Below are 23992 nucleotides of genomic sequence, written 5' to 3' on the forward strand. Positions count from 1 at the left end.
TCACCCCAAATCTGATTGAATATCAATCAAAATATATCCTGCGTTCGGAAACGTCTCTACCCTTGCATCCGGAAACGTCACTTCAAATTCCGCTTGGAAAGTTCCTGGCTCCGATGTGTCAGGTTGTTCAAAGACGAACCAAGCGACCCCGTTTGCTGCATCTTGAATCAGAGCTTCCCGATCTATTTTAATAACCCTGCGTTTTGACATCAAAAAACGAACCGTACAGCCTGTTAAATCTACAGGTCCCGATTCGTTGGATAAAGTCGCTTTGATGTTTACTTTTGTATCATTCTGTTTCAAAATAACCGTCATTTTCATACCTCCTTGTGTTCAGGAGTGGTTTGGGAATAGGTCATAAAATAATAATCGGTATGAATCCTTATTACTTCTACATCAACCTTATTTACATAAGGCTGAACCTCAACTTTGTTAAATCTCGGTTCGATTTCAACCTTGTTCATATGGTTCTCCAGTGATTTCTAGGTATTGATCTGCAGTGATTTTTCCAAGAATAACAGCCTGAGCGACTTGTTCTTTTGTCCAATAACCACCATCATAATACCGTTTAATTAATCCGTACCAATCCATTTACAACACCCCCGACATCATAAGCAGGAAAGTTAATTCCGCCTGGTCTTTTTGTGTCTGTTCGAGTGGGGTTAGTCTATCTTTGTACTCGATTAATTCTTGCTGATAAGCTTCATCTTTGACTAATTCACCCTCCACCAGTTTATAAACGAATGGATTTCTAATGACTTCATGATTGTCTGAAACTTCAATTTCTATATCGGTTTCATTGCTTTTTGTGCTGCCATATTGAATAATTCGCCCATCTGCATTTGCAGTAATAAAAATTTTCACTCGGATTCCTCCTACACTTCAATGACATATCGCAAACATACATCACTAGAATTATTTGTGTTTTCGGGTAAAGGTTCATTGAAACTGGTACCTGTGATTTTATCGTCAAATATAGTAATCGATTTCCCCGTCACATTAGCAGAAGTTGCGGTTACCCCTCCGGAAATAAGAATGGAATGCTCTTTTCCGTTAAATAGCGTCCCTGTGGCTTTTGCGATGAATGTCTCATAGTAGTTATAATCATTAGACCCAATACTTGGATCATAATCACTCCATACTAAGATCCATCCATTACGGCAATTTGAAAGCTTTTTAGTTGGTGGAATAGTTGATCCTGCCCCTACATAACTGGCACCTGACCATAGCACCGCTTGAGCTCGTGTAAAGGCTCGCTCGTCTGTTATGTTTCCTGCAGTAATAGTGGATACATTCGCATTCACTCGAACTTGAGCAAGGGATATTTCCCACCGACTTGTATTTTGAGTGAGTGCAGGAGCCGATGGAGAAACCGCCGGGACCCCTTGTAATACTGCTAATTGAATGGTATTTTCTGCCCAATCAAGCCTTACAATTACTCGGTCAATTCGTGGATTAGTGGAATCTGCCGTGCTAATGGCTAAAACTTCCTCTACATCGGATTCAAAAAAGTGACCTTTTATCCATGCTTGCCCCGACTTTGCTTTGACTTGCATGCCTGTGCTGTCTGCATACACCAGTAATTCGTTTAGGTTCCCTTTGATAATGCCTGTTTCTAGCCAATTCTGTGCCATTTTCGACCACTGGCTAGCATCTAAAATTGGACTATTCGCAAAAGGATAAGAGCTTTGTGTCATTTTTTATCATCTCCTTTCTAAATTGCTTAATCGTCTCGTGATTTTTTTCATTTTATTAAATATGCCTAAAATGGCATTGTTATTGGAATCAGATGTACCCACCACAGGCGCGATGCTGTCGCCATCAGGTGTAATGGATATTTTTACTTCCCTGACAACATCCTGTATCACATCTAATTTTTCTTGTATTTTACGGATCCGGACCGTTTCCTCTGATGCTGTTTGATAAAAAGATATAAAATAATTTAGTGTTTCTTTTGTCACGATTTCATTTGGCTGTGTAAGGACGATGGAAACTTTATCTCCAAGACCATAGTCACGATTAAAAGCCAATTGAGGTGTATCAATCGGCAGAAAGCTAAAACTATTTTGTTCGGCATTATTTATTAGTTCTTCGTCTATCGATTGATCTAACTCGGTTACGTCCGATGTATCTCGCTTGTCAATAAAGGTCTCACATCGTCCATATTTTACGATTGACGTGTTATCCTGCTTATACCTAATGATTCGGTCTTTGCCTTCTCCTCCGCCGCCTACGATGACTAGATTCGCTTCTGGGTTATCATTGCTATATTCGAAGGATGCCAGATTACCGAGTAGTGGACTAAAAAAAGCTGAACGTGTTTTGTCGCTAGGTTGATAAACTTGAAACTGCAAAGAATCATCCACCTGTACCACTCGAAAACCTAATCCTCCTCCAGTTAAGGCGATAGAGGTTAATAAGTCCAAAAGAGTATGAAACCTTCCCCGTCCAGTCACGGTATTCCCCAAACCCTTATCGACTTCTAAAGCAAAAACTTTTCGGCTTACAATTGGAGCGCTAGGGCCAGCATTCATATCCACAAACTGTTTCATGATCGTTTCTGCTTTTCCTGTTCTTACGTCATAATCCGACAAATAAAAATCAGCAGATGGGACGGGATATGCTAGTCGTTTTGCAAGATAAGCCATATCATCTTTCCCAGCCAAGGTCATGGTGTCCGCATTTTTACTAAACGAGCGCTTTCGACTTGAAACGGTTCCTGAAAAGATGGGTTGACCGTCTTTTTTGACGATGATGCCAGCCTTATTTTTAATTAGTTCACGACTTGCTGCGCAATCTGTCGGCAAGTCTAAAACAAACGAACCAAGCGCATTAAATCGTGGTAGGAGCTCCAGCTTATTATAATCGGTTATTTCTCCGATTCTTTTAAAATTGGAATCTCGTATATAAATGGTATACATCTTAAGGCCCCCAATACCGATTACGATAGGTTAATTGGATGCTTGATTCGGTTGTCGCATTTGCCATTTCGAGCTGAATACTGTTTTCACCTTCCTGTATGGACCATAGAGAGCTTTCATCGGTTAAGGTGTAGAAAAGGTTAGCCCCATCATTTTTTGTTACAGTCTTAGCGTAGGGCTTTGTGTCGATGATAATGGTTTCACCCACACCTATAGATGTTTCTAGGTTCATGACATCCCCTGTGGACATATTTCGCAAGACGATGTTTTCACCTGGTCCCGTAATGATCCATTCGGGCCATGTTTCTACATCGCCGCTGTTATCAATACTAATATCTGCAAACACCGTAGACGATGATAAGCGGAGTGGGAAGATTGGAAAAAATGTGCCAGGCGCTTCATTTATTTTAAATGTTTGAACGATCGAGTTTGAGTCGTACCAGTAGGGGTCGAAAGCTTTAAAAACACTAATCGCTTTCAACCATGTTTTCCCTTTAGTTTGATCACTTTCTTCTAATTCCAAACCACCTAAATACAGACACGACAGTTCCCTTTGACTACCGTCTACTGCTGATACACGAAATTTCCCATTCCCTTTTAAGGGATTGAAAATTTGGAGCAACCTTCTCATTGCATAGAGTAATTCCACTTCATCTGGAGCACTAATCTTTAATGGGACATCTATGTCTCTTGACTTGACTTTAACTGCGCGTAACCTACTGCCTGCTTGAAACGGAACCTCCTCCTCAATTACCTCAATGGGAGGCATATAGAAGCCTTTTACTCCATTTAAGATGTCATATCTTTCGCCTTGAGTTAGGACGTATTCCACTCCGTTAGGATCAATCCAGGTAATCGTTTCTTTAACCATGCAGTATCACCGCTCTTTGGAATGCTCTTAAAACTTTTGTTTCATCAATTGATGCTTCCTTTGGATACACGTTTACGTTTACATCTCCACGACGAGAATCCCCATACCCTGTATCCGTCACCTTTTTTTGGTTAATAAATTGGTTCGATAATGAAGGTAGTTCTGGAGATTCAATTCCCAAGGTAGCTATTTTTTGAGTATCCGCCGTTAATGCGTTTAAGGAATCCATTACGCTTCCACTCTCTGCTTCGATCCCGACAGCCATTCCTAAAGAGATGTTTTTCCCAATCATATCTCTCATCCATCGAGATGGTGAGTGGATGCCCAAAGCACCTTTGATTTTGCCTTTAATACCCTCTGCTACATTTTTAATTGCCTGCCCGACGGCTCCTGCCATAGATTTTATTCCGCTAATTAATCCCTGAATAATGTTTTTTCCGATGGACTCTAGGTTGATGCTACTTAAAAACCCTTTTGCTTGGGCCCACCCATTGCTTATCGCTGTTTTTGTATTGGTCATAGTCGTACTTACGGAAGACTTCATGGAATTAAACCATGTAGACACACTATTTTTTAGCCCAATCACAGCATTGACAGCCCCGTTTTTAATGGCTTGCCATGCTGCAGGAATCCCCGTTTTCAACCCGTTTACGACTGACTTGGCTAAATTGGCGGCGCCATTAAACCCGTTTACTACACCATTCTTGAGGGCGTTTACTGCCGATAGTACACCGGATTTTAACGCATTCCATCCGTTTATGACCCCGTTTTTTAATGCGTTCACAGTGGTGATAGCACCGTTTTTGACCTTGTTAAATCCATTTGATACGACCTGCTGAATCATGCCCACATATGTGGTAAAAATGGTCTTTATCGAGTTCCAAATTGAAGCAATTGAGCCTCTAATGTTACCCATAATTTGCCCAATATGACTTTTTATGTTGCCAAAATCTCCGGTTATGATGTCCGTAATAATTAAAATAGCACCCATAAAAATGTTTTTGATGATGTTCCAATAATTCTTGATGATAGAAACCACATTTGTGAAAATCGTTTGAAACCCGGTAATGATGAAACCGAATTTGGATTGAATAAAGGTCACAATAAATTCGATAACCGTAAAGAATATATTTTTAATCCCTTCCCACAGAGAAGCGAAAAAACCTTTGATAGAGTTCCATACGTTCATCGTTGTCGCTTTAATGGTCTCCCAGTTATGGGCGATCAAATAGACTAACATACCGATTGGACCCGTAATGAATGCCAAAATTTCATCCCACCATCTGACAATAAATTCTTTAATGGACGACCATGCAGTTTGGACTCCCGTCATTATGCTGGACCACAAATTAACAAAGAAGGTTTTGATCGCACCCCAGATAGCGATGGCTTTCGCTTTAATCGTATCCCAATTCTTGTAGAGTAGTATTCCTACCGCAACAAGCGCCACAATTACTGCTGCAACTATTAAAACCGTACCGCTCATAGCAGCAAGGCCCGTAACCAACGGAGCAATTAACATCCAAACAGATGCAAAGGCTGCTTGAAGTCCTGCGAATAGTCCAATCCCTATCGCGAGCGGGGACAAAATTAGAATTAATAACGGTATAATCATTAAAAAGCCCTGGATTAATTTAGCAAGGAATGGGTGTGCTTCGTTAAATTTAATTGCCATATTTGCAATGGCTGTAATTACTTTCATAATTGGGGTGACGACAGCTGCAAAGGCTTGTACCATTGGCTCAAACGCTTTACCTAATGACGCTTTCATTTGATCTGCTGCTTGCTTAAAAGATGGTACTGCCTCGTAAGCAGAGGATGCTAACTTTGAAAATAATATAGCACTCGATGCTGCCCCGAAAAGAGCTACCATGTTCATCCTCATCAGTCCAGCAGTAATCATCATCGTCATATTATTTAAGGCTTGCATACTTGCTGTCGGCCCTAGCATTCGCAACGCTAAAACTGCTGGTTGCCCTCGAGCAGCCATTCTTTCAAGCCCCCCACTTACAGTCAGCAAGCCGTTGTTTACCCTATAGAGAGGATTTCTCATACGGTCAAAGTTTGCAGATATTCTGCTGGATTGAGTGGAGGCTGCTAACATAGTCGCAATACCTTGGATAAATCCCATACGAGCCATATTATTGCTTGCCATCATATTATTATTAACTGTACGATTGCGATTCCCCATCTCGGTTAATTGCGCCATAAACTCTTCTGTGGATCCTTGGTATTCACCCATCCCTTGAGCCATTCGGAAGAACTCATATTGTATTTGTTGCTGTTCTGCTCTAAATGGTGCTAATGCGGCTGCATTTTGCCGGTGAGCTTGTCTCATTTCTTCACTCATGCCCCGCCATTGACGCCTAATATCTGCCATACTAGTGTCCATGTTATCAGCTAAGGTGGCCGCAGAGGTTCCGATACTTCTCATATCGTTTTGTGCTTGCCTGGCCCCCCGATCTAACTCACTTGGATCTATGCCGATTTCAATCATCATTTCAGCCATGGTTGCCATTATCTCACCCCCAGTCGCTCCTCAATTTCTCTTGTCACTCTTTCTTTTTCTTCTTTTGTAACCATTTTCTTTTCTGTTTTTGGTTTTAATAAATTATTTGGATCAATAGGATCTTTGTAATGCGGAGACATCACCCAGGCTGCATGTTGAGCTAATGCTCCTAGTTCCCTACGTTCTCTCCACTTGTAGCCATCTAGTAGGTCCAAAAATTCACCGTACGTCAACTTACCTAACTCTTCGGGGTTTAAATTAAGTGGACCGTAAGCAACTTGTTTTATGAGGTCCCAATCTAAACCCTTCTTTAGTTTGGGTCCTCTTCGCTTTCATCCTCGTTTTGATCAATTTCTTCCTCTTCAAATTCCTCCGAATTTTTAGGTGGGGATAGTAGCCTTGATTTTTTTAACGCGTTCATAATTGGTTCCATTAAATCAACAATTGATTTTTCATTTTCCTGAACTTCTTTATTCAGCATTAACCCTACCCGTTGGAGTGTTAATCCCGGTTCTTTCCACTTCAGACCCGCCCAATAGAATCCTCTACACAGGCGAAAACCAATTTGTTCTTCATGCAAAATCGCGGCAACACCTTTACCAAAATGCTCTTCTAAGTCGCAAGCAGAGTTAACATCAAATTTTAATAGTCTTTCTTTTCCGCCAAATTCAACTTCAACATAAGTTTTTAAGGTCATTTTTGATTACTCCTCATCTTAATTATTTGCAACAAAAAACCCGCCATCATGAAGTGGCGGGCAGTCAAATTATGGATTTGTAGTTGTTGATGGTGCTCCAGTCCCTAATAGTTCAAAAGAATAGGTAACAGCATCATCATATGGTGCGTCTAACTCACGGCTAGTTACTAGGGCATCCCCTGATTCAACGTCACCGCTAGTTCCGGTTTCAGACCACTTAACTTTTACTTTTGTTTTGCTTCTCATCGCTGTTTTTAATTTATCATAGGCTGCATCGTTCAGGACGTATGCTCCATCACAGCTAATTTTCCATCCAGACAAAGCGTAATCATACTCTTTCCAGCCATTGGAACTTTTTGAAGTAGTTTCGATTGTATCTACCTCTTCAGTAAACTTGGCCCCTTTTTGGCTTGCAATCGTAATAAATGTTCCTGGCGTTGCCCCTTCAATTTGGACTACGATATCAACACCGCGCATCTATAAAACCTCCTATTCTTTCTTTGTCCCGTTACTTTTTTTTGGTTTTTCTTCAACAATTTTCACTAATCTCTCTTTAGCCCATGCACTCACCACGTCGTCGTTGAGTTGGTAAGTTTCTCTTCGTGGGTTATACATAATGCCGTTGTATGAAAATTGAACTAAGGCTTTAAATTTATACATATCCTCACATCCTAAATATACGAGTACTCTTTTTTCCATTGGAGTTTCATTACGGCTGCATTATCTGCAACGATGGAACAATCAATTTTTTCAAACACGATTGTATCTGAAGTAGGTGTCCCATTCTCATTAAGAACAAAAATAGAACGTTTGTTTTTTCTAATGCTATTCGCTATTTTTTCGGCTTGTATGAGTGCGTCCAAAGATGTTTTATGAAAGAATTTTACATTCAGAAGGTAGGTTACTTCATCACTTTGTTTAGTATAAAGACTATCCAAGGTGCTAGGGAGGGGGGAAATACATGCTGGGAGTTTCAATATCGTTTGGAATGGTTTTTGAATACACCTTTACATTCCACAACGAATAAAAATATCCTCGAATTGAACCTAGCATTTGTTCCAATATCATCCACCCCCCAATTCACTTTGTATCCATTGACTAAACTTCCTCTCAAAAGATGCTGCAAACACTCTTTCAAATATAGCAACTGCGTGGTCCCAATAGGGTTGGCCTTCCACCCATTGTTGTTTTAACAACATACCTGTATTAGATGATGGGTCGTATTCAAAGCGATCCCCGCTCCAGTTTCCAGGCACCCATCGGGTTGCTACCCCTTGAGGGTTCAACCAGTGTCCATCATTTACAAGTTTTGCATATTTGACATTCGTGCCGATATCTATGGATAACCCACCGTTTTTGATGGTCCACACATTGGCAGAGTCACCCTTTTGAAAGGAGTTTAGCAATCTTCTAAAATCAACTGCTTGCATTCTAATAATCTCATCTTGCACGATATCCAAGAATTCAAACCCTGACGCTTCCAACCAAATAGCGAATTGCCTTTTTAAATCCGGACTGGACAATCTCCCTAACCGATTAAGTACTTGATTCATCCCTGTGAGATTTACCCTTGATCTCATATCGAATCATCCCTTACGGCTCGGACCTCGATATGGTGGGTACGAACATTCCTAGGAATTTCTAATCGATAGGTGATGCCATTAAATATCACTTTGTCATTAAAACGGATCCCCGAATCAACAAAAAAATGAACCAGGAATGATTGAACAATTGTCACCCCTGGTTCATTTTTATTTACTTGTAGTGACTCTTTACCAAATAAACACAGGACCTGTTGCAGATCCGGTGATACAGGATAGGTGTATTCCGTTTCACCAGGAACGCCGTATGCTGCTGTTTCCTGATTTTCCATCAAATGAAAAATATCGCAACGATCGGTTAATAAATCAGCATAGCTCATTAGATCGACCTCATTCTTAGCCGTGTATTGCCGGTCTTGATTTCGGCAGGTTTAACATAGGCCGCTAGCAGGTCATACACGTCAGGTTTACGGACCGTTTGTCCGCTTGCCAAGGTATAGGAGTAATCCCCGATTCTTTCGCTCTGGTAGCCCTTTGTGATGGACTCATCACTATTAATCAGCGCAAAAAATTGGGCCATTTTTAAATAAGCGATTTCCACCTCTGGAGGTAAGGTAGGATATAGAGGCGCTCCTACCTCATCCAGTCCATCAAAGGTGTGACCGACAATTGATTTAATTTCCTGCTCTGCCTCAATGATATCCTTTTCTAACAAGAAAGGATCTCGACTTTTCACCTTTTCAAATACAGAATAGTCCTTCACATCTTCAGGCGTAATTTTTGGCATTACTTGTCAGCCTTCTTTTCCTTCTTTGGCTTTTCTTCCTTACCCTCTTCTTCCTCATATACTTCGAATTGAGGGTGATCTTTTAGATACTCAAAAAGCTCATCATTAATCTCTACAGGCTGGTCTTTCTTAAAGGTTTTATCTCCAATGGAATAGTCCACACCGATAACCAGTTTAGCTTTTTTCATTCAGTTTTCCTCTCCTTTTAAAGAATATGAAAAAGGGGCCCCATCAAGAGGTCCCTTAGTATTTAAATATTAGAATGTTGGTGTTAAGATTTTTTGATACTTAGCTACAGCATCCTCTTCTTCAAACTGAGCATCTAGTTTAGCAGTAAGAACAATGATGAACTTACGTTCACGGATGTCTTTATCCACTTCCACTCGAACGTTTCGAGAAAAACCGGCAATGATATTTTTAGGATGTGTGAAAAGAAGGTCCGAACCAGTAGCAGTACCCGCACCGCCGCCATCAAAATCATAGTCCTGAAGCATAGCAATCCCTTGTACTGGCACCCCGTAAGCGGACGCTAAAGCACCTTGGATTGCTGTATCACCTAAATTCGTTTGACGGGAAGCGATGGTATCCTTCCATGCTAATTCATTCGCAAAAGAAGAATAGAACCTCCATTCAGAAGGATTACGGCGATATTTAGCTGGAACAGCATTCATGGCTTTTAAGAATACGGATTTACTGAAAGCTACGCCAGAGTTCGTACCGTCAATCACGTGCGATGTTGCCTTTTTACGTAGGCCGTTAAGGACTGCTAAGAACGTATCGGAAGAAGTTGTATCACCATTGATGAGTAGTTCTTCGATATCAAGAGCAGCACGTGCAGCAATCATATCCATTAAAGTATTTTTAAGACCTTCACCTTCAATGTTGTTTTCCAATGTATCATAGGTGATATTTACCTCGGCGATTACTTCTTTGGCGTTTAATTGGACAGTGCTTGTAGTTGGTACAGCACGATCCACGTCAGCTAAGGCTGTTCCTTCCGTTCCTTTACGGAGGATACGAGAACCAAATCCGATTTTTTCAACCTTCATGGAATCCGACTTCATTGGAACGTTACGGGCATCCCTTAAAATGGTTGGTTGATCGATAATTTTACGATAAAATGCATTGAATTGTTCTGGGCTCATCTGCCCGCCAGCTGCTAAATCAGATAGTTTCATAGCTGCTTTTTCGATAATAGTTTGGTTAGTTGCCATTGTGGATATTCCCCCTTTTAATTAAAGTAATCCGTCCCAAACGGAACCAGATTCTTCTTTTTTAATTTCTTCTTGCTCTTGAGCTTTAGAAATACCGCGTGCTTTTTCCACAGTTTCTAAACGTTGCTCCACGGGAGCCATAGCCGCTTTAATGACATCCGCTAATTCCTTTTTAAGGTCTTCGGAAACAGCATCTGTTTTTTCTCCTGTTTTTTCGACTTTCTCCTCGGTACCTTTTAGGTCCTTTTCTAATCTCTCAAGTTTTTGTGTGATTGGAGACATAGCTTCTTTTACTAGCTCCATTAGTTCTTCTTTTTTCACGTCAACTTCCTCCTCATCCACTTCATTTTTTAATTCCTGTAAGGCATCAAAAGCAGCATTGATTTTATCCATTCTTGCCGATGAAATCTTTTTGCCCGCTTTCTGGATCTCTTCAGGTGGCTTACCTAAAGCCTTAGCGATACTGTTTGAGAGCAAAATCTCTTGAAGAATATCCGAATACTCTTGAAGCGCTTCGCGGGCTTTGGTTTCATCTGCTTCAAACTCATAATTATCAGTCCGCCAATTGTAGGACCGGATGACAGAATCAAAGCTCTCACGTGCCGCCCAAAAATCACGAGTCTGTTTGTTCGCCTCGTACTTATCACGGACCGCACCTTTTTGAATCTTCTCGCCTGAAAAGAAAGCTTTCATGGCATTAAAAAAGCCCTTCACTTCATCTTCCGATTTAGCTACAGGACTTGTTTGTTTTTCAATTGCTTCCGCAGTACCTGCCATCGAGTATCCCGTGAATTCACCTTTTTTAATCGACTCCCAAATTTCTTCCGTCGCCTTGGTGACAATCACCCAGGAACCTTTAGTAATAATCTCTCCATCGATATCCATTTCAACGGGTGCAATATAGGACTCTACTAATTCCCCTGCACCTGCCTCGAAATCATGCTGCGTATCGATGTTACGAAAATCCTTAAGAAATTTATGGGCTGATTTTTCAATTTCATCAATGGTCATCGAATCTCCGTGAGCATCTTCCACATCTGGCTCATATACGACACCGTATACTAGTTGTTGTTCATCATCTGCCTTAGTGATGATCTTAACCTCTTTTTGAAAGGTTGGTGTAGACGCTGATTTGGTTAAGAAAAACTTCTTTTGGTTAGCGCCTTTGTCCACATAGGAGACGTGGGTAATATTTGCGTTTTTCAATTCTCTTGCCATTTGTTCACCTCCCCTCAGAGTTTATTTAGTTGCTCCCGTTAGAAATTCAATTTCATGTGTCGTAGCGCTATCGAATCCGCTATAAATCTTTATATTGCGAATTCCTTTCACTTCTTTGCCGTCTTGGAAAACGGTAAAGCCTCTCTTTAAGCTCTCTTGAACGAAAACCAAAGCAGGCTCTCTATCCAGTTCCAAAACAAATTTGTCTTTCTTCTCCACGTCAAATACTCCTCTCTCAATCGCTTCTTTCCACTCAAAAGAAAAGACACCTCAATTGGTGTCCACTTTAAAGCTTATATCGATTCTTATTAGCCTGAATGACTGCGACCTCCATGTATTTGATAAGCAGATCAAATTTATCCTGCCTGCTGCCAGTCTCTCGATATTTATCCTGGTAAACCTTAAAAGCAGTTTTCGACTCGTTTAACCATCTCTGCATGGACACTTCATCCATTCCCACAATACATCACCTCTGAGGTAGTATTTGTGAAGGATGGAAAAATTACGCATTCATTTCTTTTAGCGCTTCTTCTCGGAGCTTCTCTTTTTCTTCTTTGCTAAGTCCCAAGATATCCTCATCCACAACAGGACCCATTGCACAGTGACAATTGATTCTTTCACCTGGAGGTAGGGATGTAGCTCTCGGATAGTCCGCTTCATGCCCGTTTACATCAAATTTGTCATCGACTCCAACTTCTGTTCGGTCCATGTCCTGGTGTGCTTTTCGAGGTTTAATCTTACGGGCACCAGAGTGCTTCCACATCTTTTTGGTTACTGCCGGGCTTTGCTTATAAGCTTCCCACTGACTATGGCTTGAAGCTGTTAGGATTTCCGTTAGCGCCGTAGTTCGGGCCCGTTTCCGGTCAAACTGTGGAAGGTCCTTAATGGCTATCTCAGCATCTTGGATAGAGCCGCCAGCCTCGATAACCTTTTTTAACTCTCCCTCGAGCGCTTCGTGTGTATTTAACTTCATGAGGTCGGCTAAATCCTTTGACCACGTATCGATCCAATCGGTTGTTTTCTTGGACAGGATATTAAAGGCAACATCCTTATCGATGGCACCCATGATTTCTGCCGTGAGATCTGTAATGGTCAGCGACAGAAAATCCTTCGTCAGCTTTTCCATATCCTCGAGAAAAGGATCGCTTCCAAAAAGGTTCTTAGAAAGATAGTCTAGTAGACCTTTCACGTTTATGGCTTTTTGGACATACTCTTTTGCACCGTTGAGAAAATATTTCCGCTGACTCCTCAGAAGTTTAGCCAGTTTTTTCTCATAATCCTCGATGTACTTGGGCAGCTTTTCTAAACCAGGAAACTCAGGCACAAGATCGGTGATATCCTCATCGTCTTCCTCGGCTTTGATCACAGCGTTTAAAGACTTTAGGAGACGTTCAACCTTACTCATGATTGCATCTCCTCTAAAACGTCTCTAAGGTCTTTTAGGATATTCATCAGGTCCTCTGTTTTCAAAATATTCATCGTATCCACTGTAGTCGATTTCTGCAATGCAATCGGAAGCGCCGGATTGGTATTCCGTAGCAGCATTTGCAGAGGCACATTATACTCCTCTGTGAACATCTCAAGGTCTTTTCCTAACACTTGTCCAAGTAAATCCCTTAGGTCATTTGGTGCGGCAGCTCCTGCTGTGATAAAAGGGACTAACACCTTCGCGGTCTCCAATGGATCTCCGAAGTTCGGACCTTTCAGTGATAGGGTTACCGAAAATATATCCAGATCATTTAAAAATAACGTATTCAACTTCCCTGTATATGCTTTTCGTTCAGGCCGGAAAACTTGTTCTTCCGTAATTTTTCGGGCTGTATCCGCCGTGGCCTTATTGTAGTCCTGGGACTCACCTGTATACAAAGGCGGTAGTCGGAACGCAGAACGAAGTTTGTCCCGACTTTTCGTATCATATTCAAGGAACAAGGCATCTTGCTGCAGGATTTCTGCTAAGGACTTGATCTGGACCTTTACAGGCGTTACCTTTTCGTCCCCTTCGTATGTTTCCTGTTGAAGTCCTTCTGCCTCGAGTAAAAGAAATTTATGGGCATTATCTACGCCTTCGATTCCGGACATATACTCTTGCAGCTGAGATACCGAATCATCGGAAAGCATACCGTTTTCGACGATGATAGCAGCAGGTGTATGCCTTCCCTGTTTGAAATACAGAAAGTTTAATTCCTCTGCCTTCCTAGTGCCGTATACATTCACGATATGTCCAATCCATCGTGGAACCCCGTAAGTGCCAGACCCGATTTTAAAATGGATGAGTTCAGTTGCCTGGAGATTTTCGGGTGTGCTGTCGTCGTACTTCCCGTTTGTCGAATTCATGATCCGTGGGTCGCCGTATTCCTTAAACCACACTTTGCTGCCGCTCACTTCTTGTACGTATTTCCTAAACGAGCGCCAGCGCTTGATGGTTTTCTGAATCCCGTTTTCAAACATCTTATACTCCACTTCTTCAGGAACCGACCGTTTACAGATACGAATATATTGTCCGTCCACATATTCCATTCCAGCTGGACGATGCAGGGAGTCTCTCAAGATTTCCACATATCCGTTCCCCATTTTCTCACGGTCATCTAAGGCATATCCTAGAAGCGTCTCTGCTTCTTCGTCATAATTCAAATATCGGACGAACTCTTCCAACCTCGTCCATTCCTCATCCGCTTTTTTCTTCATGTCGTCCGTTGTCGATTCGGCATTATAATCAAAACGGTATTGTGGCTGAAAGCCAAAACCAAAGATATTGGTCTTATAAGCTTCGATGCATTGCTGCAGGATGGTGGAATATTCTCCGATGAGTTTGAGCTCTTTTAAATTATACGGAGGGGCAATGATTTCTCCGTTGTATTGACCTTTGAAAGGATCATCGTATATCTGTTTACTCGTAGTGGTTGGTGCTTCCGCTTTGACTACTTTTACTTTCATTTTTTGCTGTGACATTGTTTACCTCCTTTCAATGTTTCTGTATATTCATGAATACGTTATTCAACAACATTACGTAAAAGAAAACTATTGCGTAATAATCAAAAATTAAAACGCTTATATACTCCCATTCGTTCACAGTATAAAAATATCTAATATGCAATTTTATATGCATTGCTGATATACATGGGTTTTACGAGCACTGAAAGAAAATATTTCCCGAAAGAATTGCATAAAAAATACACTATTTTCTTTCCCTTTTTGGTCTTTGCCGTTCTTCCGACTTATTCTTAAGACCGATTTTTTCCGCAATTCCCGTTAATGCGTCTGGTGCATCATCATGTGCATTCTTCCCTTCTTTTTGAAAGATAGTTAAAGCAGTGTATAGCTCCGGCCACTTATTCCGCCAGCCCTCCGGAAAATAAACATGCTCCATTACCCAGGTAGCATTTGAAAGGATTCGTGCAATTTTGTTTCGGTTTTGATGAAACCACCGGGTGGTAGTTTTATTTGAATGATATTTTTCTCTCAATATTCGTTCTACGCTTCTTGCATATCCACGACCGCCGTTATTGGATTCAATCCAAGCAAGGTTGACCTCGTTCTCGTAAAGCTTCTTCGCTAGTAAGGGCTCCGTGACCTCCATGCCATCTTTCGTGTAGATGATATCTAAAATATAGGCCTCATTGTCCAATGTTTCTCCGTATATGAAAGTGGACAAATAATCGGAACCTTCATCGGCAGTATCTGTGTAAGAGGCAACTCTTTTAAACACTGGAAGATTGTTAAGTTGATAGGTTTTAAAGTGTGAATAAAGCTTACCTTTAATGTCAATGGGGGATTGCTGATAGTTAGCTGCAGCAATATCTTCTCCCATTGTCTTTGTCTTGCGATCATATTCCTTACGACTTAATACTTCATCACAAAGCATCGTTCCGTCATGTTGAAGCGCTTTTAAATTAACGTGTTTCACTTTATACCCTAGTTCTGGGAGTTCCTTCAGCGCTCTTCCTGCTAAGTCCAGGCTATGCCATCTAGTCATAATTAAGATAATCTTCCCGCCTGATTCCAAACGTGACAACATGGTATTGGTGAACCATTCCCAATGCCCGTTTAAGGTGTTCGCGTTGTTTGCTTCCAGTGAATTCTTAATTAAGTCATCGATGATAATATAATCCGCACCAAAGCCGGTTGCTGTACCAGTAGGAGACGTTGCGAGATAGTTGCTATAGCTACCGTTTAAGGACCATAGATTCATAGCCCCATCACCCTGCTTAATACTAATGCCAGGGAAAATGTCGCTATATACAGCCTTGTTCGGGTCCGCTTTCACTTCCTGAATGGTGTTTCTTACGCTTTTAGAAAAAGTCGTTGATAAGGTCTCGTTATAAGATCCAGTCATTATTTTTAATTTAGGGTTATTTCCAAGCAGCCATTCAACAAAGTTACCAGCTGTCCTAGACTTACCGTGACGAGGTGGCATATTAAAGATCAATACATCATCATCAGAAGCGGAAAATGCTTGCAAATCGTCAGCCACTTCAATTAAGTATTTCCGGCTATATTTATAAAAGTCAGGTGACTTTAAGTGGCAATATTCAAAGAAATCACGTTTAGCTAAAGCAATTTGTGCGCCCATCTGAACATTATTCATACTTCTCACTTCTAGCTAATTTGCGAAGTTCCTCAGTCGTCAGCCCTTCAAATGGATTGTTTACATTCAATCCTCCTGAAAGTTCTGTTTCTTTCTTATCGCTCCATACATCAGGCTTACGATTTTTTAACCAGAAAATTTGTGCTGTGGTGTCAGGAGCCTGTTTTTTCTTAACCTTTTTGGTTAACCGCAATTCAGTTCTAACCCATTCCCCAGCACTGTTTAAGTATGGCTTGTCTATAGGAAACTCCTCAAACGTTTCTTCCTCGTATTCATAGCCTAGAGCTCGCAAATATAAAGCATCTTCTACCCGATAATCAGCAATTTCCTTATTTGTTTTTAGGGTATCCAATAATTCAGGAAATTGTTTTTTGTATTCAGCAAATGAAGCGTGGGATACACCTAATCTCTTACATATTTCTTCTTCGGTCAGTCCTTCTCTGCACCAGTGGCCAATCTCTTCTAAGCGGGGATATACATGAGTATCATATTTGTTTTTACGACCTCTTTTGCCTTCAATGGCTTTCATTACATCCTCACCGCCTCCACTAACCAATATTAATTAATTTGATATTACAGAATAGAAATACAAACAAAAAACACTCCAATATCTGGAGTGCGTGTCTAATAAGAATTAAGTTAACAAACGTTGATGTATCAAGGATTTAATATAAGAAAATAATGCTTGTCCAATAAAGATGTTGTTATATTTTCCTTTACTGCAAAATATCTTTTAACAAAGGCGGTGATAATTTGGAAACTTTCTTAACAACAGTTTTGTTAGTTTTTTTAGCCTCAACTAATTATCATATTCAATTTAGCTATGAAACCGAATTTCGATTTTGCATCAAAATCTCTAATAGTGGTTATTCCATGTAGAACGGTTTGATTTCCGTTCTTTTTTCTTTGTATTACATTATATGAACTACACATAATTTTATGAATATTAATTAATTAAACAATAACTACTTCTGTCTCAAGGCACCTTTATGCCGTTTATAAGTCGGTTGCCTTATTCCCATAAGCTCCTCGATATCCTCTTTGCTGAACTTCTCATTCTTAGGTGATTTCATCCGTTCTAGTTGCTCTTTCTGCTTTTTAGACAACCGTTCTTCTAATTTCACAGCCATCACCTCGTATGTTTTTTGCATAAAAATAGCGATACTGCAAAAGCAGCACCGCTTAGTCCGAGATCTATCTAATAAATTAAGCTTTGCATAATTTTAGGTTGTTGTCAAAAAGTGTATCTTTTGTACATTTTTATTCACACAAACGGTCCACAATATCGGACCGCAACTTGTCAATGCGTCTTTTACTAATCCCCATATGCCGTCCAATGGCCGCTAAGCTCTCGCCATCCAGCATACAATCTAACACTTCCATTTCCTTTTCATCCGTTACCTTGTGACGATTCTCGTTAATAAAATTCACTTTATTGATATAGTCTGAGATTCGTTTGAAGCGCCCGTCTAATCGTTCAACCTCGAGTTCTAATGCTTTACTAACTAATCCTTGGCCTTTCGGGAGGGATGCTTCTAGACCATACGATGCGACGCCTTTAAAAGCAGGGACATCAAGTTCGTATTGATATTCCTTAATCAATCCAATCATCCACTGGTAATCTTTGATAATTTCATAGACTTGATATTTGTTATAGGTCTTTGTTTTTGTATCTAGCATCATTGGCTTTTACTCCCCGCCATTTATAATCTGTATGAATATTTTCAAACGCTTCTTTTTTCTTCGCTTTTTTCGTCGGCTTGACCGGGTGCTTTTCGATATATGCCAGGCGCTCTTCCTCCGTCATTTGCCACGTTGTAACTTGTCCCATTATCTCACCTTCCTTATCGCGGTATTTCTTCGAACTACGCACAAAAATATTGAATTTTTTTAAAACCAAAGAAAGATAATAATTAAAATTAAATAAATGAAGGAGATGATTTTTTAAATGACTTACCACAATAATATTAAAAGCATTCTAGGTGTTGATGTACGTGCACGATATATTAATGAAGATGGTGGTAATTATTATGACCCCTTCAAAAATCCTATAATTCATAAACAAATAAATGGTCGAGAAATTGTTCCGCTAGATCTGGAAAGATTATGGGGAAATAAATCTTCCTAATATTCACGCCTTTATAGAATACAATTTATAAACTAGAAAATAATAAAATCGACGCTGTAAAGCATCATTTTTTTAACTCCCAATCCTTATAGTAAATGTTGCAAAACACACAAATTGACTCCCCTTCGTTTGTGTGTTTTTGCCTTTAGCCTCCGTATGTCGCAATTTGGGTCAATTGCACATTTTACAATTATTGGAATAAATAAGATATTATTAGTAAAACATTAAATTAAGAGCAAGGGATTAAGCACATTTAGACATGCCAATTCCTTGCCATATCATTTCTTTGCCTCAGGCTTCCTCCTTGCCTGAGGGTTTTTATTTGTCAATATCGCCTTAATCTTTCTGTCCGATTTGACTTAAACAACTAAAAGCTATGATGAGCCATAAAGTCGTCCAATATGGATGAGCATAAATAACCTCCAACTTAAAACCCTCCAATTCGTTCTTTGCAACTAATTCGACCAAACTTCGACAAATTAATCTAATTGATACGCATACTTACAATTGGTACAATCGAATCCGGACTCTGGGACAAAATTGTTATCAAATACCTGATGCAGATCACATTCATTCCAGTTCTTAGTGCATCCGTTGCATTTCACGTTCATAATTTCAGTACACCAGTCATAAAACTGTATCCTGGGCATAACAGCGTTTTTTAATTTATCATTTGTATCTCTGTTAACCTGCTTAAGGGAAAAATCGTCAATCAATTTAAAATCAAATTTCATTAATTTTTTCTTTATTACATCCTGATCTTTTGGGCTTAATCGTTCGTAAACCGAGGCTAAAAACTTTCTTAAGAATGTTTCCGCTGTTTTGAGGTTCTTGTGTTCTTCTTTTGTTATGTTGTCTCTTTTAGACCAATCTTCCAACATGCTGCTTATTTTTGGTCCATTTACTCCACTATTTCTTAATCCATCCATCATCTGAACGATTGATTGAAGAACCATGAATTGATTTTTCTCGGTAGAATTTAGATAATCTTTCATATCCTCACCCTTTCAAAAATCCGTTTTTCACAAAGATATTTCTCCATGCTATTGCTAACACTTCTTTCTCGATAACTCTTTGTCGCTTCAATATCGCCTTTCTAAGCCTTCTTTTTTGCTTCGCCTTGTTTACCATTACCTCACCTCAATCTAGGAATCTCTGTGCCGCCTAATCGCTTGCAATCCTTTCCGATGCGACTCGAACATTTTTTATACAGGGAACATCTTGTGAAGCAAGTCATGAGTTTGTCCTCTTCCCTTTGCCACTTAGGGCGATCATCCGCAATAATGACTTTCTGCAAGACGTTCCCTCCCCTTCGTTTATTTCATTTCCACAAAGCCTTTTTTCTTGTCATATTTTAGTAGAGTAATAGAGTTTAAGTATTTCCTCTCAAATAACTTCCGTTTGAGGGAAAATTCCTTTGTTACAGCGCCTTTGATGTCCACGATCTCAACAGAATCATCTAATCTATGAACCTCAAAATCTGCCTTATACTCAATTTTGCGAAAAGACTTACCATTCTTTTTAAATGCTTCCTGCAGCATGAATTTAGGCTGAAGTTTAAAACTCTTTATTTGCCCTGATTGTTTGAGCCATTTCAACTGCTGGTAGTATTTCGCTTCAGCTTGAGAATCAAAAGTGATGTCATCAACAGCCGTTTTCTTATTTCCAAACTTATTCCGTGCCATTTAAACGTCTCCCAATCAAGTAATATAGCTTGTCCAAAATCATGGAGAACAGTTGCTTTTGCTTTTTCTCGACTTTCCTGCGCTGCCGTTTATTCATCCAATCCGCTCTCTTCTTTGATCTGCTCCGCAATGGCACTGGCAACAGCTGCAACTTGAATCAATTCTTTATACAAATCATTTGCATCGGTTTCCTTAGCGCTCACGAGGTTTAAATAGCTTTGGGATGCTTGACATACCTCGCCGAATTCCTCGCCTAGAATCGCCAACCAAACGCCTATTGGATGCCTTTGCAATCCCCACTTTTTGTTCTGCTGTTTTCTTTCTTTCAACACTTCGAGCCATGTATCAATCATGATGTCATTCTGCTTTTCTGAAAGACCCACTTTTTTTCCCCTTTCGTCACCTGAACCATCGGTGATCTGGATGATCTATATCCACTTGCCGCATTTCAGCAAGTACCCACAATGTTTTGAGTTCTTCATAATCACACTCATGAACTGGCTTCCCTGACTGATTTTTTGTGATACCTAATTCAAGTAATCTATCCAACACCATATTTTTCTTCATCTGCTTTTGAAGCTTCATAGATTTATATAAAACACCCATTCTCACATACACCTCACGCTTTCATATTTCCCTCCTGTGCGGTTTTTCTTGTTGGTGGATACATTTAACTCCATCGTAGATTCGAACTACGCATTAATCGCTTCGAAATATTTTTGAGAAACATTGCGACGAAACACTTCTCTAAGACCTTTCAAAGTTCCGAAATATACAATTTCATCTTCTTTGTAAATTCTTTTTGTGGCATATCCTTTAGCGCACATATCTTCCCATTCATTATTGTCTTTATTGCACTGATAATAATTCCTATATGGCTTCTTTGAATAATCCAAACCAAATGCGTGCTTAAGTTTACCTAGCTGATAATCAGTAAGTTTTAATGCTTCTTTACCTTCACTCGTTACTCGAAAATAAGCCATGTCACTTTCCCATCCTGGATGTTTAGAAGCAAAACCCTTTTCAACTAAATAGTTCCAGTTTTTGTCGTTAGATTCTGTATAAAATCTATTGCCATTTCTTAGAGCGTGTTCCATATCACCGACTTGAGTTTTATTCAATTTACTTCCTCCTTTTATTTCGAATTTTCAGTCTAAACGGACCGGTAAAACTTCGAATAACAAGGACCACACGGGCCATCTACCGCAAATCCATTTGTTTTACCGCACATTGGGCAAATTTTTGAATCAGCAACCCAACTTTTAAAGCAGCGGGGACAATCAATCATTACCGTTTTGTTTTTATGCTGGCCCACGTTTCCATTCGTGTGACAGTTGGGGCAAGTGTGGATGTGGTTGGTCATACCCCTACCCGATCCTTCAAGCGAGCATTTTCCTGTGCGAGTTTAAGATTTTCCTCCGCCATTTCGAAAAATCGAATAGTACGGCTTTTATTTTTCAATTCTTTAATTTCCTGATGTTGCTGATCAATAATTCCCATAAACTCTGCCATAGCGATATCCTTTTCTGCGTGTTTTTCTGCCATGGCTCCGTTTTCTTCCTGCAGTTGTTCTATAGCTTTAATTAATTTTGTACAATCACCTAAAAACTCATTGATTTTCTCCCAGTTATCCCTAAGAAAAACCTTTCCTAATCCGTCTGTTTGAAGTAATCGTTTAAAATCGTTATTGCGCTTCTTAACATTCTCCAATTGATCCATGCATCTCTGCCCCCATCCGTTCTCCAATCTTGCAAAACCAATCATAATCCCCTGTATCAACAGCTAAGTGCTGCATGACTAACAGATCATCGTTACGGATATCCAGTGGGGCTAATTCTATGTTGTGATTCGATCGTATAGCAGTCATTGTTCCAAATCGAGCTGATACCCCATCTGAAAAAACTCGAAGAACTACTCCGGTTAAACCGTGAATTTTATCAATAATCCAATCTCCCTCTCGGTAACTCATGACATCCCCACCAATCTATGATTTAATACTTTCCTGTCTCCCTTGATGACTACCGTGTAATTCTTGCTCATTTGATAAATCCGGGTTCCTAATGCCTCATCGATTTCGCACAGCTCGTCCACCGTTTTTTCACTTGATATCATGATCGGTTTGTGGTTCAGGTACCGGTAGTTAATAACTGCAAACATTTGCTCAATTTGAAAATCCGTTGGAAAAGTTCTACCTTTGAACAAATCATCGATAAACAGTACACCGACACGCTTCATTTTGGTCAGCTTCTCCTCGAGTAAATCAAAGTCGTTTTTTAAATCATTGAATCCTTCCACAAAAGGGAAATACAGAACACTCACTTGCTTTTTCATAATCAAGTTATTAGCTAGTGCAGTAAGTAAATGGGTTTTCCCTGACCCTGGCTGACCTAACAGGCTAATAGAATTGTGCCGCTCCCCTTTGATATGGTCGAACTCCATAAAGTAATCTACTGCGCACTGGTGAGCTTCTTGAATGGCATCTGGCTTCCCTTCAACGACGAAACTTCCGAATGTCAACTTTTTGAATTCTTCGGTAATCTCGCTAAATTTCATCAAGTGGTTGGATTGTCTCTTTTTGGCGCAAACGCAATCTTTTAGAACTTCGATAAACATCGGATTTCCATTGGGCCATTCCCTTTGTTTCCCCTCATGATTTAAAGCAGGAACATTTTCAAGGGTAAATCCCTTATCTTTACAAGATGGGCAGCTATAGTTTTCAGTATCGGCCAACTTTGTTTCCGAAGATTGACTCTTTTGGACTCTCGCTTGCAGATCTGCCATTACCTCTGCGATATTTCTTGCCATTATTCGCTCCTCCATTAGACATTTTTTCATCAAACTTTTTGTTATAAGCCTCTACCGCTTCTAAGGAATAGAGCTCCATATCGTGTAAGTCTTTAAGAATCTTAGAAATATACTTTGCTGGATTCCTAGGGATGGCTTTTTTAGCTCGATGGATAATCTCAATGATAATTTCCTCTGGTTCTGTGAATTGACTCTTTTCACTGTCTATCCAGTAGGTAAAATCAGATATTAATAGAGCAGGAGGATATCCGAATGCTTTTTCATATTCAGTAAAATAATTGGTTTGCATATCATCATCCTTTATCTTTATATTTATCTTTAAATTATTTCTTTCTTGGTTGGTGAAATCGTCAATGGTAGTGTTGACAGTTTCACCAATGGCAGTGTTGACAGTTTCACCAATGGTTGTTTCACCAATGGTTGCCCATTGCTCGTAATTTTTATTGAAAGATATTTTTCTGTAAGCACCATTTTTTATGTTTTGAAAAATGATTTTTTTATTTTCTAAACCTGTGAGCTCTCTTTGAATTTGTCTTTTATCACAACCGGTTCCTTCGCTAAGGAAAGATAGTGATAAATCATGTTCTTTTCGATTAAATCCGTACGTATACCGCCACACGAGGAAAAGGATCCGATACTGGGTTGGGCTTAGCTTAATTTTTGCCATATACTCTAAAATTTCGTGCGCAATCCTCGTATATCCGTGTTCTGGTTGTACATCCGCCAAGCCCTCACCCCCTATGAATCTTTTAAATTTTTATACTAATTTTCGTTCCTCAAATTTCGCCAATTGGTTAAAAAAACGGGAGGGTTACTCCTCCTTTTTTAGTTCTTTCCCCAGTCCATTTCCCAACATATTTTCATGACCTTCAACGATTGCCTTTGCCCTGAAATACCAAGGGTTAAAGTACCCAATCTCTCTTTCTAACGCTTTAATTGCCTTATTCTTGCTCGGTTCTTGGATTCCGAATATAAACCGCTTTTGTTTAACACTCCACATTCCGTACATCCCTGTTTTTTCAGTTGCCATA

General features: G+C 39.9%; 38 protein-coding genes and 1 pseudogene. 1 reads left to right on the top strand and 38 read right to left on the bottom strand.

Annotation, left to right across the window (positions count from 1 at the left end):
* From J7E63_RS12740 to J7E63_RS12870, 27 genes are all read right to left on the bottom strand, one after another.
* Positions 1–315, bottom strand: coding sequence for a BppU family phage baseplate upper protein (locus J7E63_RS12740; protein WP_215012707.1), 315 nt, complete (start codon positions 313–315; stop codon positions 1–3).
* A 2-nt stretch (positions 316–317) separates the two neighbouring features.
* The gene (locus J7E63_RS12745; RefSeq protein WP_215012710.1) at positions 318–464 is read right to left on the bottom strand and encodes a hypothetical protein; all 147 of its coding nucleotides are present in this window, start codon (positions 462–464) and stop codon (positions 318–320) included.
* A complete protein-coding gene (locus J7E63_RS12750; protein ID WP_215012712.1) occupies positions 451–591 on the bottom strand; it encodes an XkdX family protein in 141 nt (46 codons plus the stop codon). The genes J7E63_RS12745 and J7E63_RS12750 overlap by 14 nt, the downstream gene beginning before the upstream one ends.
* Entirely contained in the window at positions 592–864 is a 273-nt protein-coding gene (locus J7E63_RS12755; protein WP_215012714.1) for a hypothetical protein, read from the bottom strand.
* Between the two features lie 11 nt (positions 865–875).
* Positions 876–1697, bottom strand: coding sequence for a hypothetical protein (locus J7E63_RS12760; RefSeq protein WP_215012716.1), 822 nt, complete (start codon positions 1695–1697; stop codon positions 876–878).
* Positions 1698–1703: 6 nt separating this feature from the next.
* Positions 1704–2921 carry a siphovirus ReqiPepy6 Gp37-like family protein gene (locus J7E63_RS12765; protein WP_215012718.1) on the bottom strand — a complete coding sequence of 406 codons (1218 nt, stop codon included), beginning with the start codon at positions 2919–2921 and terminating at the stop codon, positions 1704–1706.
* A gap of 1 nt (position 2922) precedes the next feature.
* A complete protein-coding gene (locus J7E63_RS12770) occupies positions 2923–3792 on the bottom strand; it encodes a phage distal tail protein (RefSeq protein WP_215012720.1) in 870 nt (289 codons plus the stop codon).
* A complete protein-coding gene (locus J7E63_RS12775; RefSeq protein WP_215012722.1) occupies positions 3785–6310 on the bottom strand; it encodes a phage tail protein in 2526 nt (841 codons plus the stop codon). The genes J7E63_RS12770 and J7E63_RS12775 overlap by 8 nt, the downstream gene beginning before the upstream one ends.
* The gene (locus J7E63_RS12780; protein ID WP_215012724.1) at positions 6310–6534 is read right to left on the bottom strand and encodes a hypothetical protein; all 225 of its coding nucleotides are present in this window, start codon (positions 6532–6534) and stop codon (positions 6310–6312) included. The genes J7E63_RS12775 and J7E63_RS12780 overlap by 1 nt, the downstream gene beginning before the upstream one ends.
* Positions 6535–6611: 77 nt before the next feature.
* Complete coding sequence (locus tag J7E63_RS12785) at positions 6612–6998, bottom strand: hypothetical protein (RefSeq protein ID WP_215012726.1); 387 nt, start codon at positions 6996–6998, stop codon at positions 6612–6614.
* Positions 6999–7067: 69 nt separating this feature from the next.
* Complete coding sequence (locus tag J7E63_RS12790; protein ID WP_215012728.1) at positions 7068–7475, bottom strand: phage tail tube protein; 408 nt, start codon at positions 7473–7475, stop codon at positions 7068–7070.
* A gap of 12 nt (positions 7476–7487) precedes the next feature.
* Positions 7488–7658 carry a hypothetical protein gene (locus tag J7E63_RS12795; RefSeq protein WP_215012730.1) on the bottom strand — a complete coding sequence of 57 codons (171 nt, stop codon included), beginning with the start codon at positions 7656–7658 and terminating at the stop codon, positions 7488–7490.
* 404 nt (positions 7659–8062) lie between these two features.
* Positions 8063–8578, bottom strand: coding sequence for an HK97 gp10 family phage protein (locus tag J7E63_RS12800; RefSeq protein ID WP_215012732.1), 516 nt, complete (start codon positions 8576–8578; stop codon positions 8063–8065).
* Entirely contained in the window at positions 8575–8919 is a 345-nt protein-coding gene (locus J7E63_RS12805; protein ID WP_215012734.1) for a DUF3599 family protein, read from the bottom strand. The genes J7E63_RS12800 and J7E63_RS12805 overlap by 4 nt, the downstream gene beginning before the upstream one ends.
* Positions 8919–9326 (bottom strand): protein YqbG, encoded by a 408-nt coding sequence (yqbG, locus tag J7E63_RS12810; RefSeq protein WP_215012736.1) that lies wholly within the window; start codon positions 9324–9326, stop codon positions 8919–8921. Before yqbG ends, J7E63_RS12805 begins: the two co-directional genes overlap by 1 nt.
* The gene (locus tag J7E63_RS12815; protein WP_215012738.1) at positions 9326–9514 is read right to left on the bottom strand and encodes a YqbF domain-containing protein; all 189 of its coding nucleotides are present in this window, start codon (positions 9512–9514) and stop codon (positions 9326–9328) included. The genes yqbG and J7E63_RS12815 overlap by 1 nt, the downstream gene beginning before the upstream one ends.
* A gap of 69 nt (positions 9515–9583) precedes the next feature.
* Complete coding sequence (locus J7E63_RS12820; protein ID WP_215012740.1) at positions 9584–10540, bottom strand: phage major capsid family protein; 957 nt, start codon at positions 10538–10540, stop codon at positions 9584–9586.
* A gap of 21 nt (positions 10541–10561) precedes the next feature.
* The gene (locus tag J7E63_RS12825) at positions 10562–11758 is read right to left on the bottom strand and encodes an XkdF-like putative serine protease domain-containing protein (RefSeq protein WP_215012742.1); all 1197 of its coding nucleotides are present in this window, start codon (positions 11756–11758) and stop codon (positions 10562–10564) included.
* A gap of 21 nt (positions 11759–11779) precedes the next feature.
* Positions 11780–11977: a hypothetical protein gene (locus J7E63_RS12830; protein ID WP_215012744.1), complete on the bottom strand. Its 198-nt coding sequence runs from the start codon at positions 11975–11977 to the stop codon at positions 11780–11782.
* A 67-nt stretch (positions 11978–12044) separates the two neighbouring features.
* Positions 12045–12218 carry a hypothetical protein gene (locus J7E63_RS12835; RefSeq protein ID WP_215012746.1) on the bottom strand — a complete coding sequence of 58 codons (174 nt, stop codon included), beginning with the start codon at positions 12216–12218 and terminating at the stop codon, positions 12045–12047.
* Between the two features lie 42 nt (positions 12219–12260).
* Positions 12261–13163, bottom strand: coding sequence for a phage minor head protein (locus tag J7E63_RS12840; RefSeq protein WP_215012748.1), 903 nt, complete (start codon positions 13161–13163; stop codon positions 12261–12263).
* Positions 13160–14707: a phage portal protein gene (locus tag J7E63_RS12845; RefSeq protein WP_215012750.1), complete on the bottom strand. Its 1548-nt coding sequence runs from the start codon at positions 14705–14707 to the stop codon at positions 13160–13162. The genes J7E63_RS12840 and J7E63_RS12845 overlap by 4 nt, the downstream gene beginning before the upstream one ends.
* 226 nt (positions 14708–14933) lie before the next feature.
* Entirely contained in the window at positions 14934–16343 is a 1410-nt protein-coding gene (terL, locus tag J7E63_RS12850; RefSeq protein ID WP_215012752.1) for a phage terminase large subunit, read from the bottom strand.
* Positions 16336–16872, bottom strand: coding sequence for a helix-turn-helix domain-containing protein (locus tag J7E63_RS12855; RefSeq protein ID WP_251033513.1), 537 nt, complete (start codon positions 16870–16872; stop codon positions 16336–16338). The genes terL and J7E63_RS12855 overlap by 8 nt, the downstream gene beginning before the upstream one ends.
* A 436-nt stretch (positions 16873–17308) precedes the next feature.
* On the bottom strand, positions 17309–17467 hold the full coding sequence (locus tag J7E63_RS12860) for a LexA family transcriptional regulator (RefSeq protein ID WP_215012958.1): 159 nt from the start codon (positions 17465–17467) through the stop codon (positions 17309–17311).
* 136 nt (positions 17468–17603) lie between these two features.
* On the bottom strand, positions 17604–18026 hold the full coding sequence (locus J7E63_RS12865; RefSeq protein WP_215012754.1) for a helix-turn-helix transcriptional regulator: 423 nt from the start codon (positions 18024–18026) through the stop codon (positions 17604–17606).
* Positions 17995–18174: a hypothetical protein gene (locus J7E63_RS12870; protein ID WP_215012960.1), complete on the bottom strand. Its 180-nt coding sequence runs from the start codon at positions 18172–18174 to the stop codon at positions 17995–17997. Before J7E63_RS12870 ends, J7E63_RS12865 begins: the two co-directional genes overlap by 32 nt.
* 117 nt (positions 18175–18291) lie before the next feature.
* Here J7E63_RS12870 and J7E63_RS12875 point away from each other — a divergent pair, with 117 nt between their 5' ends.
* Positions 18292–18471 (top strand): hypothetical protein, encoded by a 180-nt coding sequence (locus J7E63_RS12875; RefSeq protein WP_214716947.1) that lies wholly within the window; start codon positions 18292–18294, stop codon positions 18469–18471.
* A gap of 479 nt (positions 18472–18950) precedes the next feature.
* Here J7E63_RS12875 and J7E63_RS12880 read toward each other — a convergent pair whose 3' ends face one another.
* The 11 genes and pseudogenes from J7E63_RS12880 to J7E63_RS12930 form a co-directional block, all read right to left on the bottom strand.
* Positions 18951–19466, bottom strand: a complete 516-nt coding sequence (locus tag J7E63_RS12880; RefSeq protein ID WP_215012756.1) for a DUF5651 domain-containing protein — start codon at positions 19464–19466, stop codon at positions 18951–18953.
* A 4-nt stretch (positions 19467–19470) separates the two neighbouring features.
* Positions 19471–19602 carry a DUF3983 domain-containing protein gene (locus J7E63_RS12885; protein WP_215012758.1) on the bottom strand — a complete coding sequence of 44 codons (132 nt, stop codon included), beginning with the start codon at positions 19600–19602 and terminating at the stop codon, positions 19471–19473.
* 191 nt (positions 19603–19793) lie between these two features.
* Positions 19794–20156, bottom strand: a pseudogene (locus J7E63_RS12890) (DUF1064 domain-containing protein); the annotation flags it as partial.
* 89 nt (positions 20157–20245) lie between these two features.
* A complete protein-coding gene (locus tag J7E63_RS12895) occupies positions 20246–20539 on the bottom strand; it encodes a MazG-like family protein (RefSeq protein ID WP_215012962.1) in 294 nt (97 codons plus the stop codon).
* 16 nt (positions 20540–20555) lie between these two features.
* On the bottom strand, positions 20556–20762 hold the full coding sequence (locus J7E63_RS12900) for a hypothetical protein (RefSeq protein ID WP_215012761.1): 207 nt from the start codon (positions 20760–20762) through the stop codon (positions 20556–20558).
* 86 nt (positions 20763–20848) lie between these two features.
* Complete coding sequence (locus tag J7E63_RS12905) at positions 20849–21277, bottom strand: hypothetical protein (RefSeq protein WP_215012763.1); 429 nt, start codon at positions 21275–21277, stop codon at positions 20849–20851.
* Between the two features lie 238 nt (positions 21278–21515).
* Positions 21516–21875 carry a hypothetical protein gene (locus J7E63_RS12910; RefSeq protein ID WP_215012765.1) on the bottom strand — a complete coding sequence of 120 codons (360 nt, stop codon included), beginning with the start codon at positions 21873–21875 and terminating at the stop codon, positions 21516–21518.
* Entirely contained in the window at positions 21853–22125 is a 273-nt protein-coding gene (locus J7E63_RS12915; RefSeq protein ID WP_215012767.1) for a hypothetical protein, read from the bottom strand. Before J7E63_RS12915 ends, J7E63_RS12910 begins: the two co-directional genes overlap by 23 nt.
* Complete coding sequence (locus J7E63_RS12920) at positions 22122–22964, bottom strand: DnaA ATPase domain-containing protein (RefSeq protein ID WP_308161951.1); 843 nt, start codon at positions 22962–22964, stop codon at positions 22122–22124. The genes J7E63_RS12915 and J7E63_RS12920 overlap by 4 nt, the downstream gene beginning before the upstream one ends.
* The gene (locus J7E63_RS12925; protein WP_215012771.1) at positions 22873–23688 is read right to left on the bottom strand and encodes a replication protein; all 816 of its coding nucleotides are present in this window, start codon (positions 23686–23688) and stop codon (positions 22873–22875) included. The genes J7E63_RS12920 and J7E63_RS12925 overlap by 92 nt, the downstream gene beginning before the upstream one ends.
* Positions 23689–23772: 84 nt before the next feature.
* The gene (locus J7E63_RS12930; RefSeq protein ID WP_215012773.1) at positions 23773–23991 is read right to left on the bottom strand and encodes a hypothetical protein; all 219 of its coding nucleotides are present in this window, start codon (positions 23989–23991) and stop codon (positions 23773–23775) included.
* Position 23992: the final 1 nt, after the last annotated feature.

The sequence above is a fragment of the Bacillus sp. ISL-75 genome, assembly GCF_018613095.1.

What these genes read in the sequence shown, in the direction of transcription:
- J7E63_RS12740 (WP_215012707.1), bottom strand. Translation starts at nt 315, where the DNA reads ATGACGGTTATTTTGAAACAGAATGATACAAAAGTAAACATCAAAGCG.
- J7E63_RS12745 (WP_215012710.1), bottom strand. Translation starts at nt 464, where the DNA reads ATGAACAAGGTTGAAATCGAACCGAGATTTAACAAAGTTGAGGTTCAG.
- J7E63_RS12750 (WP_215012712.1), bottom strand. Translation starts at nt 591, where the DNA reads ATGGATTGGTACGGATTAATTAAACGGTATTATGATGGTGGTTATTGG.
- J7E63_RS12760 (WP_215012716.1), bottom strand. Translation starts at nt 1,697, where the DNA reads ATGACACAAAGCTCTTATCCTTTTGCGAATAGTCCAATTTTAGATGCT.
- J7E63_RS12765 (WP_215012718.1), bottom strand. Translation starts at nt 2,921, where the DNA reads ATGTATACCATTTATATACGAGATTCCAATTTTAAAAGAATCGGAGAA.
- J7E63_RS12770 (WP_215012720.1), bottom strand. Translation starts at nt 3,792, where the DNA reads ATGGTTAAAGAAACGATTACCTGGATTGATCCTAACGGAGTGGAATAC.
- J7E63_RS12775 (WP_215012722.1), bottom strand. Translation starts at nt 6,310, where the DNA reads ATGGCAACCATGGCTGAAATGATGATTGAAATCGGCATAGATCCAAGT.
- J7E63_RS12785 (WP_215012726.1), bottom strand. Translation starts at nt 6,998, where the DNA reads ATGACCTTAAAAACTTATGTTGAAGTTGAATTTGGCGGAAAAGAAAGA.
- J7E63_RS12790 (WP_215012728.1), bottom strand. Translation starts at nt 7,475, where the DNA reads ATGCGCGGTGTTGATATCGTAGTCCAAATTGAAGGGGCAACGCCAGGA.
- J7E63_RS12795 (WP_215012730.1), bottom strand. Translation starts at nt 7,658, where the DNA reads ATGTATAAATTTAAAGCCTTAGTTCAATTTTCATACAACGGCATTATG.
- J7E63_RS12800 (WP_215012732.1), bottom strand. Translation starts at nt 8,578, where the DNA reads ATGAGATCAAGGGTAAATCTCACAGGGATGAATCAAGTACTTAATCGG.
- J7E63_RS12805 (WP_215012734.1), bottom strand. Translation starts at nt 8,919, where the DNA reads ATGAGCTATGCTGATTTATTAACCGATCGTTGCGATATTTTTCATTTG.
- yqbG (WP_215012736.1), bottom strand. Translation starts at nt 9,326, where the DNA reads ATGCCAAAAATTACGCCTGAAGATGTGAAGGACTATTCTGTATTTGAA.
- J7E63_RS12815 (WP_215012738.1), bottom strand. Translation starts at nt 9,514, where the DNA reads ATGAAAAAAGCTAAACTGGTTATCGGTGTGGACTATTCCATTGGAGAT.
- J7E63_RS12820 (WP_215012740.1), bottom strand. Translation starts at nt 10,540, where the DNA reads ATGGCAACTAACCAAACTATTATCGAAAAAGCAGCTATGAAACTATCT.
- J7E63_RS12825 (WP_215012742.1), bottom strand. Translation starts at nt 11,758, where the DNA reads ATGGCAAGAGAATTGAAAAACGCAAATATTACCCACGTCTCCTATGTG.
- J7E63_RS12840 (WP_215012748.1), bottom strand. Translation starts at nt 13,163, where the DNA reads ATGAGTAAGGTTGAACGTCTCCTAAAGTCTTTAAACGCTGTGATCAAA.
- J7E63_RS12845 (WP_215012750.1), bottom strand. Translation starts at nt 14,707, where the DNA reads ATGTCACAGCAAAAAATGAAAGTAAAAGTAGTCAAAGCGGAAGCACCA.
- terL (WP_215012752.1), bottom strand. Translation starts at nt 16,343, where the DNA reads ATGAATAATGTTCAGATGGGCGCACAAATTGCTTTAGCTAAACGTGAT.
- J7E63_RS12855 (WP_251033513.1), bottom strand. Translation starts at nt 16,872, where the DNA reads ATGAAAGCCATTGAAGGCAAAAGAGGTCGTAAAAACAAATATGATACT.
- J7E63_RS12865 (WP_215012754.1), bottom strand. Translation starts at nt 18,026, where the DNA reads ATGATGCTAGATACAAAAACAAAGACCTATAACAAATATCAAGTCTAT.
- J7E63_RS12870 (WP_215012960.1), bottom strand. Translation starts at nt 18,174, where the DNA reads ATGGGACAAGTTACAACGTGGCAAATGACGGAGGAAGAGCGCCTGGCA.
- J7E63_RS12875 (WP_214716947.1), top strand. Translation starts at nt 18,292, where the DNA reads ATGACTTACCACAATAATATTAAAAGCATTCTAGGTGTTGATGTACGT.
- J7E63_RS12880 (WP_215012756.1), bottom strand. Translation starts at nt 19,466, where the DNA reads ATGAAAGATTATCTAAATTCTACCGAGAAAAATCAATTCATGGTTCTT.
- J7E63_RS12885 (WP_215012758.1), bottom strand. Translation starts at nt 19,602, where the DNA reads ATGGTAAACAAGGCGAAGCAAAAAAGAAGGCTTAGAAAGGCGATATTG.
- J7E63_RS12900 (WP_215012761.1), bottom strand. Translation starts at nt 20,762, where the DNA reads ATGGGTGTTTTATATAAATCTATGAAGCTTCAAAAGCAGATGAAGAAA.
- J7E63_RS12910 (WP_215012765.1), bottom strand. Translation starts at nt 21,875, where the DNA reads ATGGATCAATTGGAGAATGTTAAGAAGCGCAATAACGATTTTAAACGA.
- J7E63_RS12915 (WP_215012767.1), bottom strand. Translation starts at nt 22,125, where the DNA reads ATGAGTTACCGAGAGGGAGATTGGATTATTGATAAAATTCACGGTTTA.
- J7E63_RS12930 (WP_215012773.1), bottom strand. Translation starts at nt 23,991, where the DNA reads ATGGCAACTGAAAAAACAGGGATGTACGGAATGTGGAGTGTTAAACAA.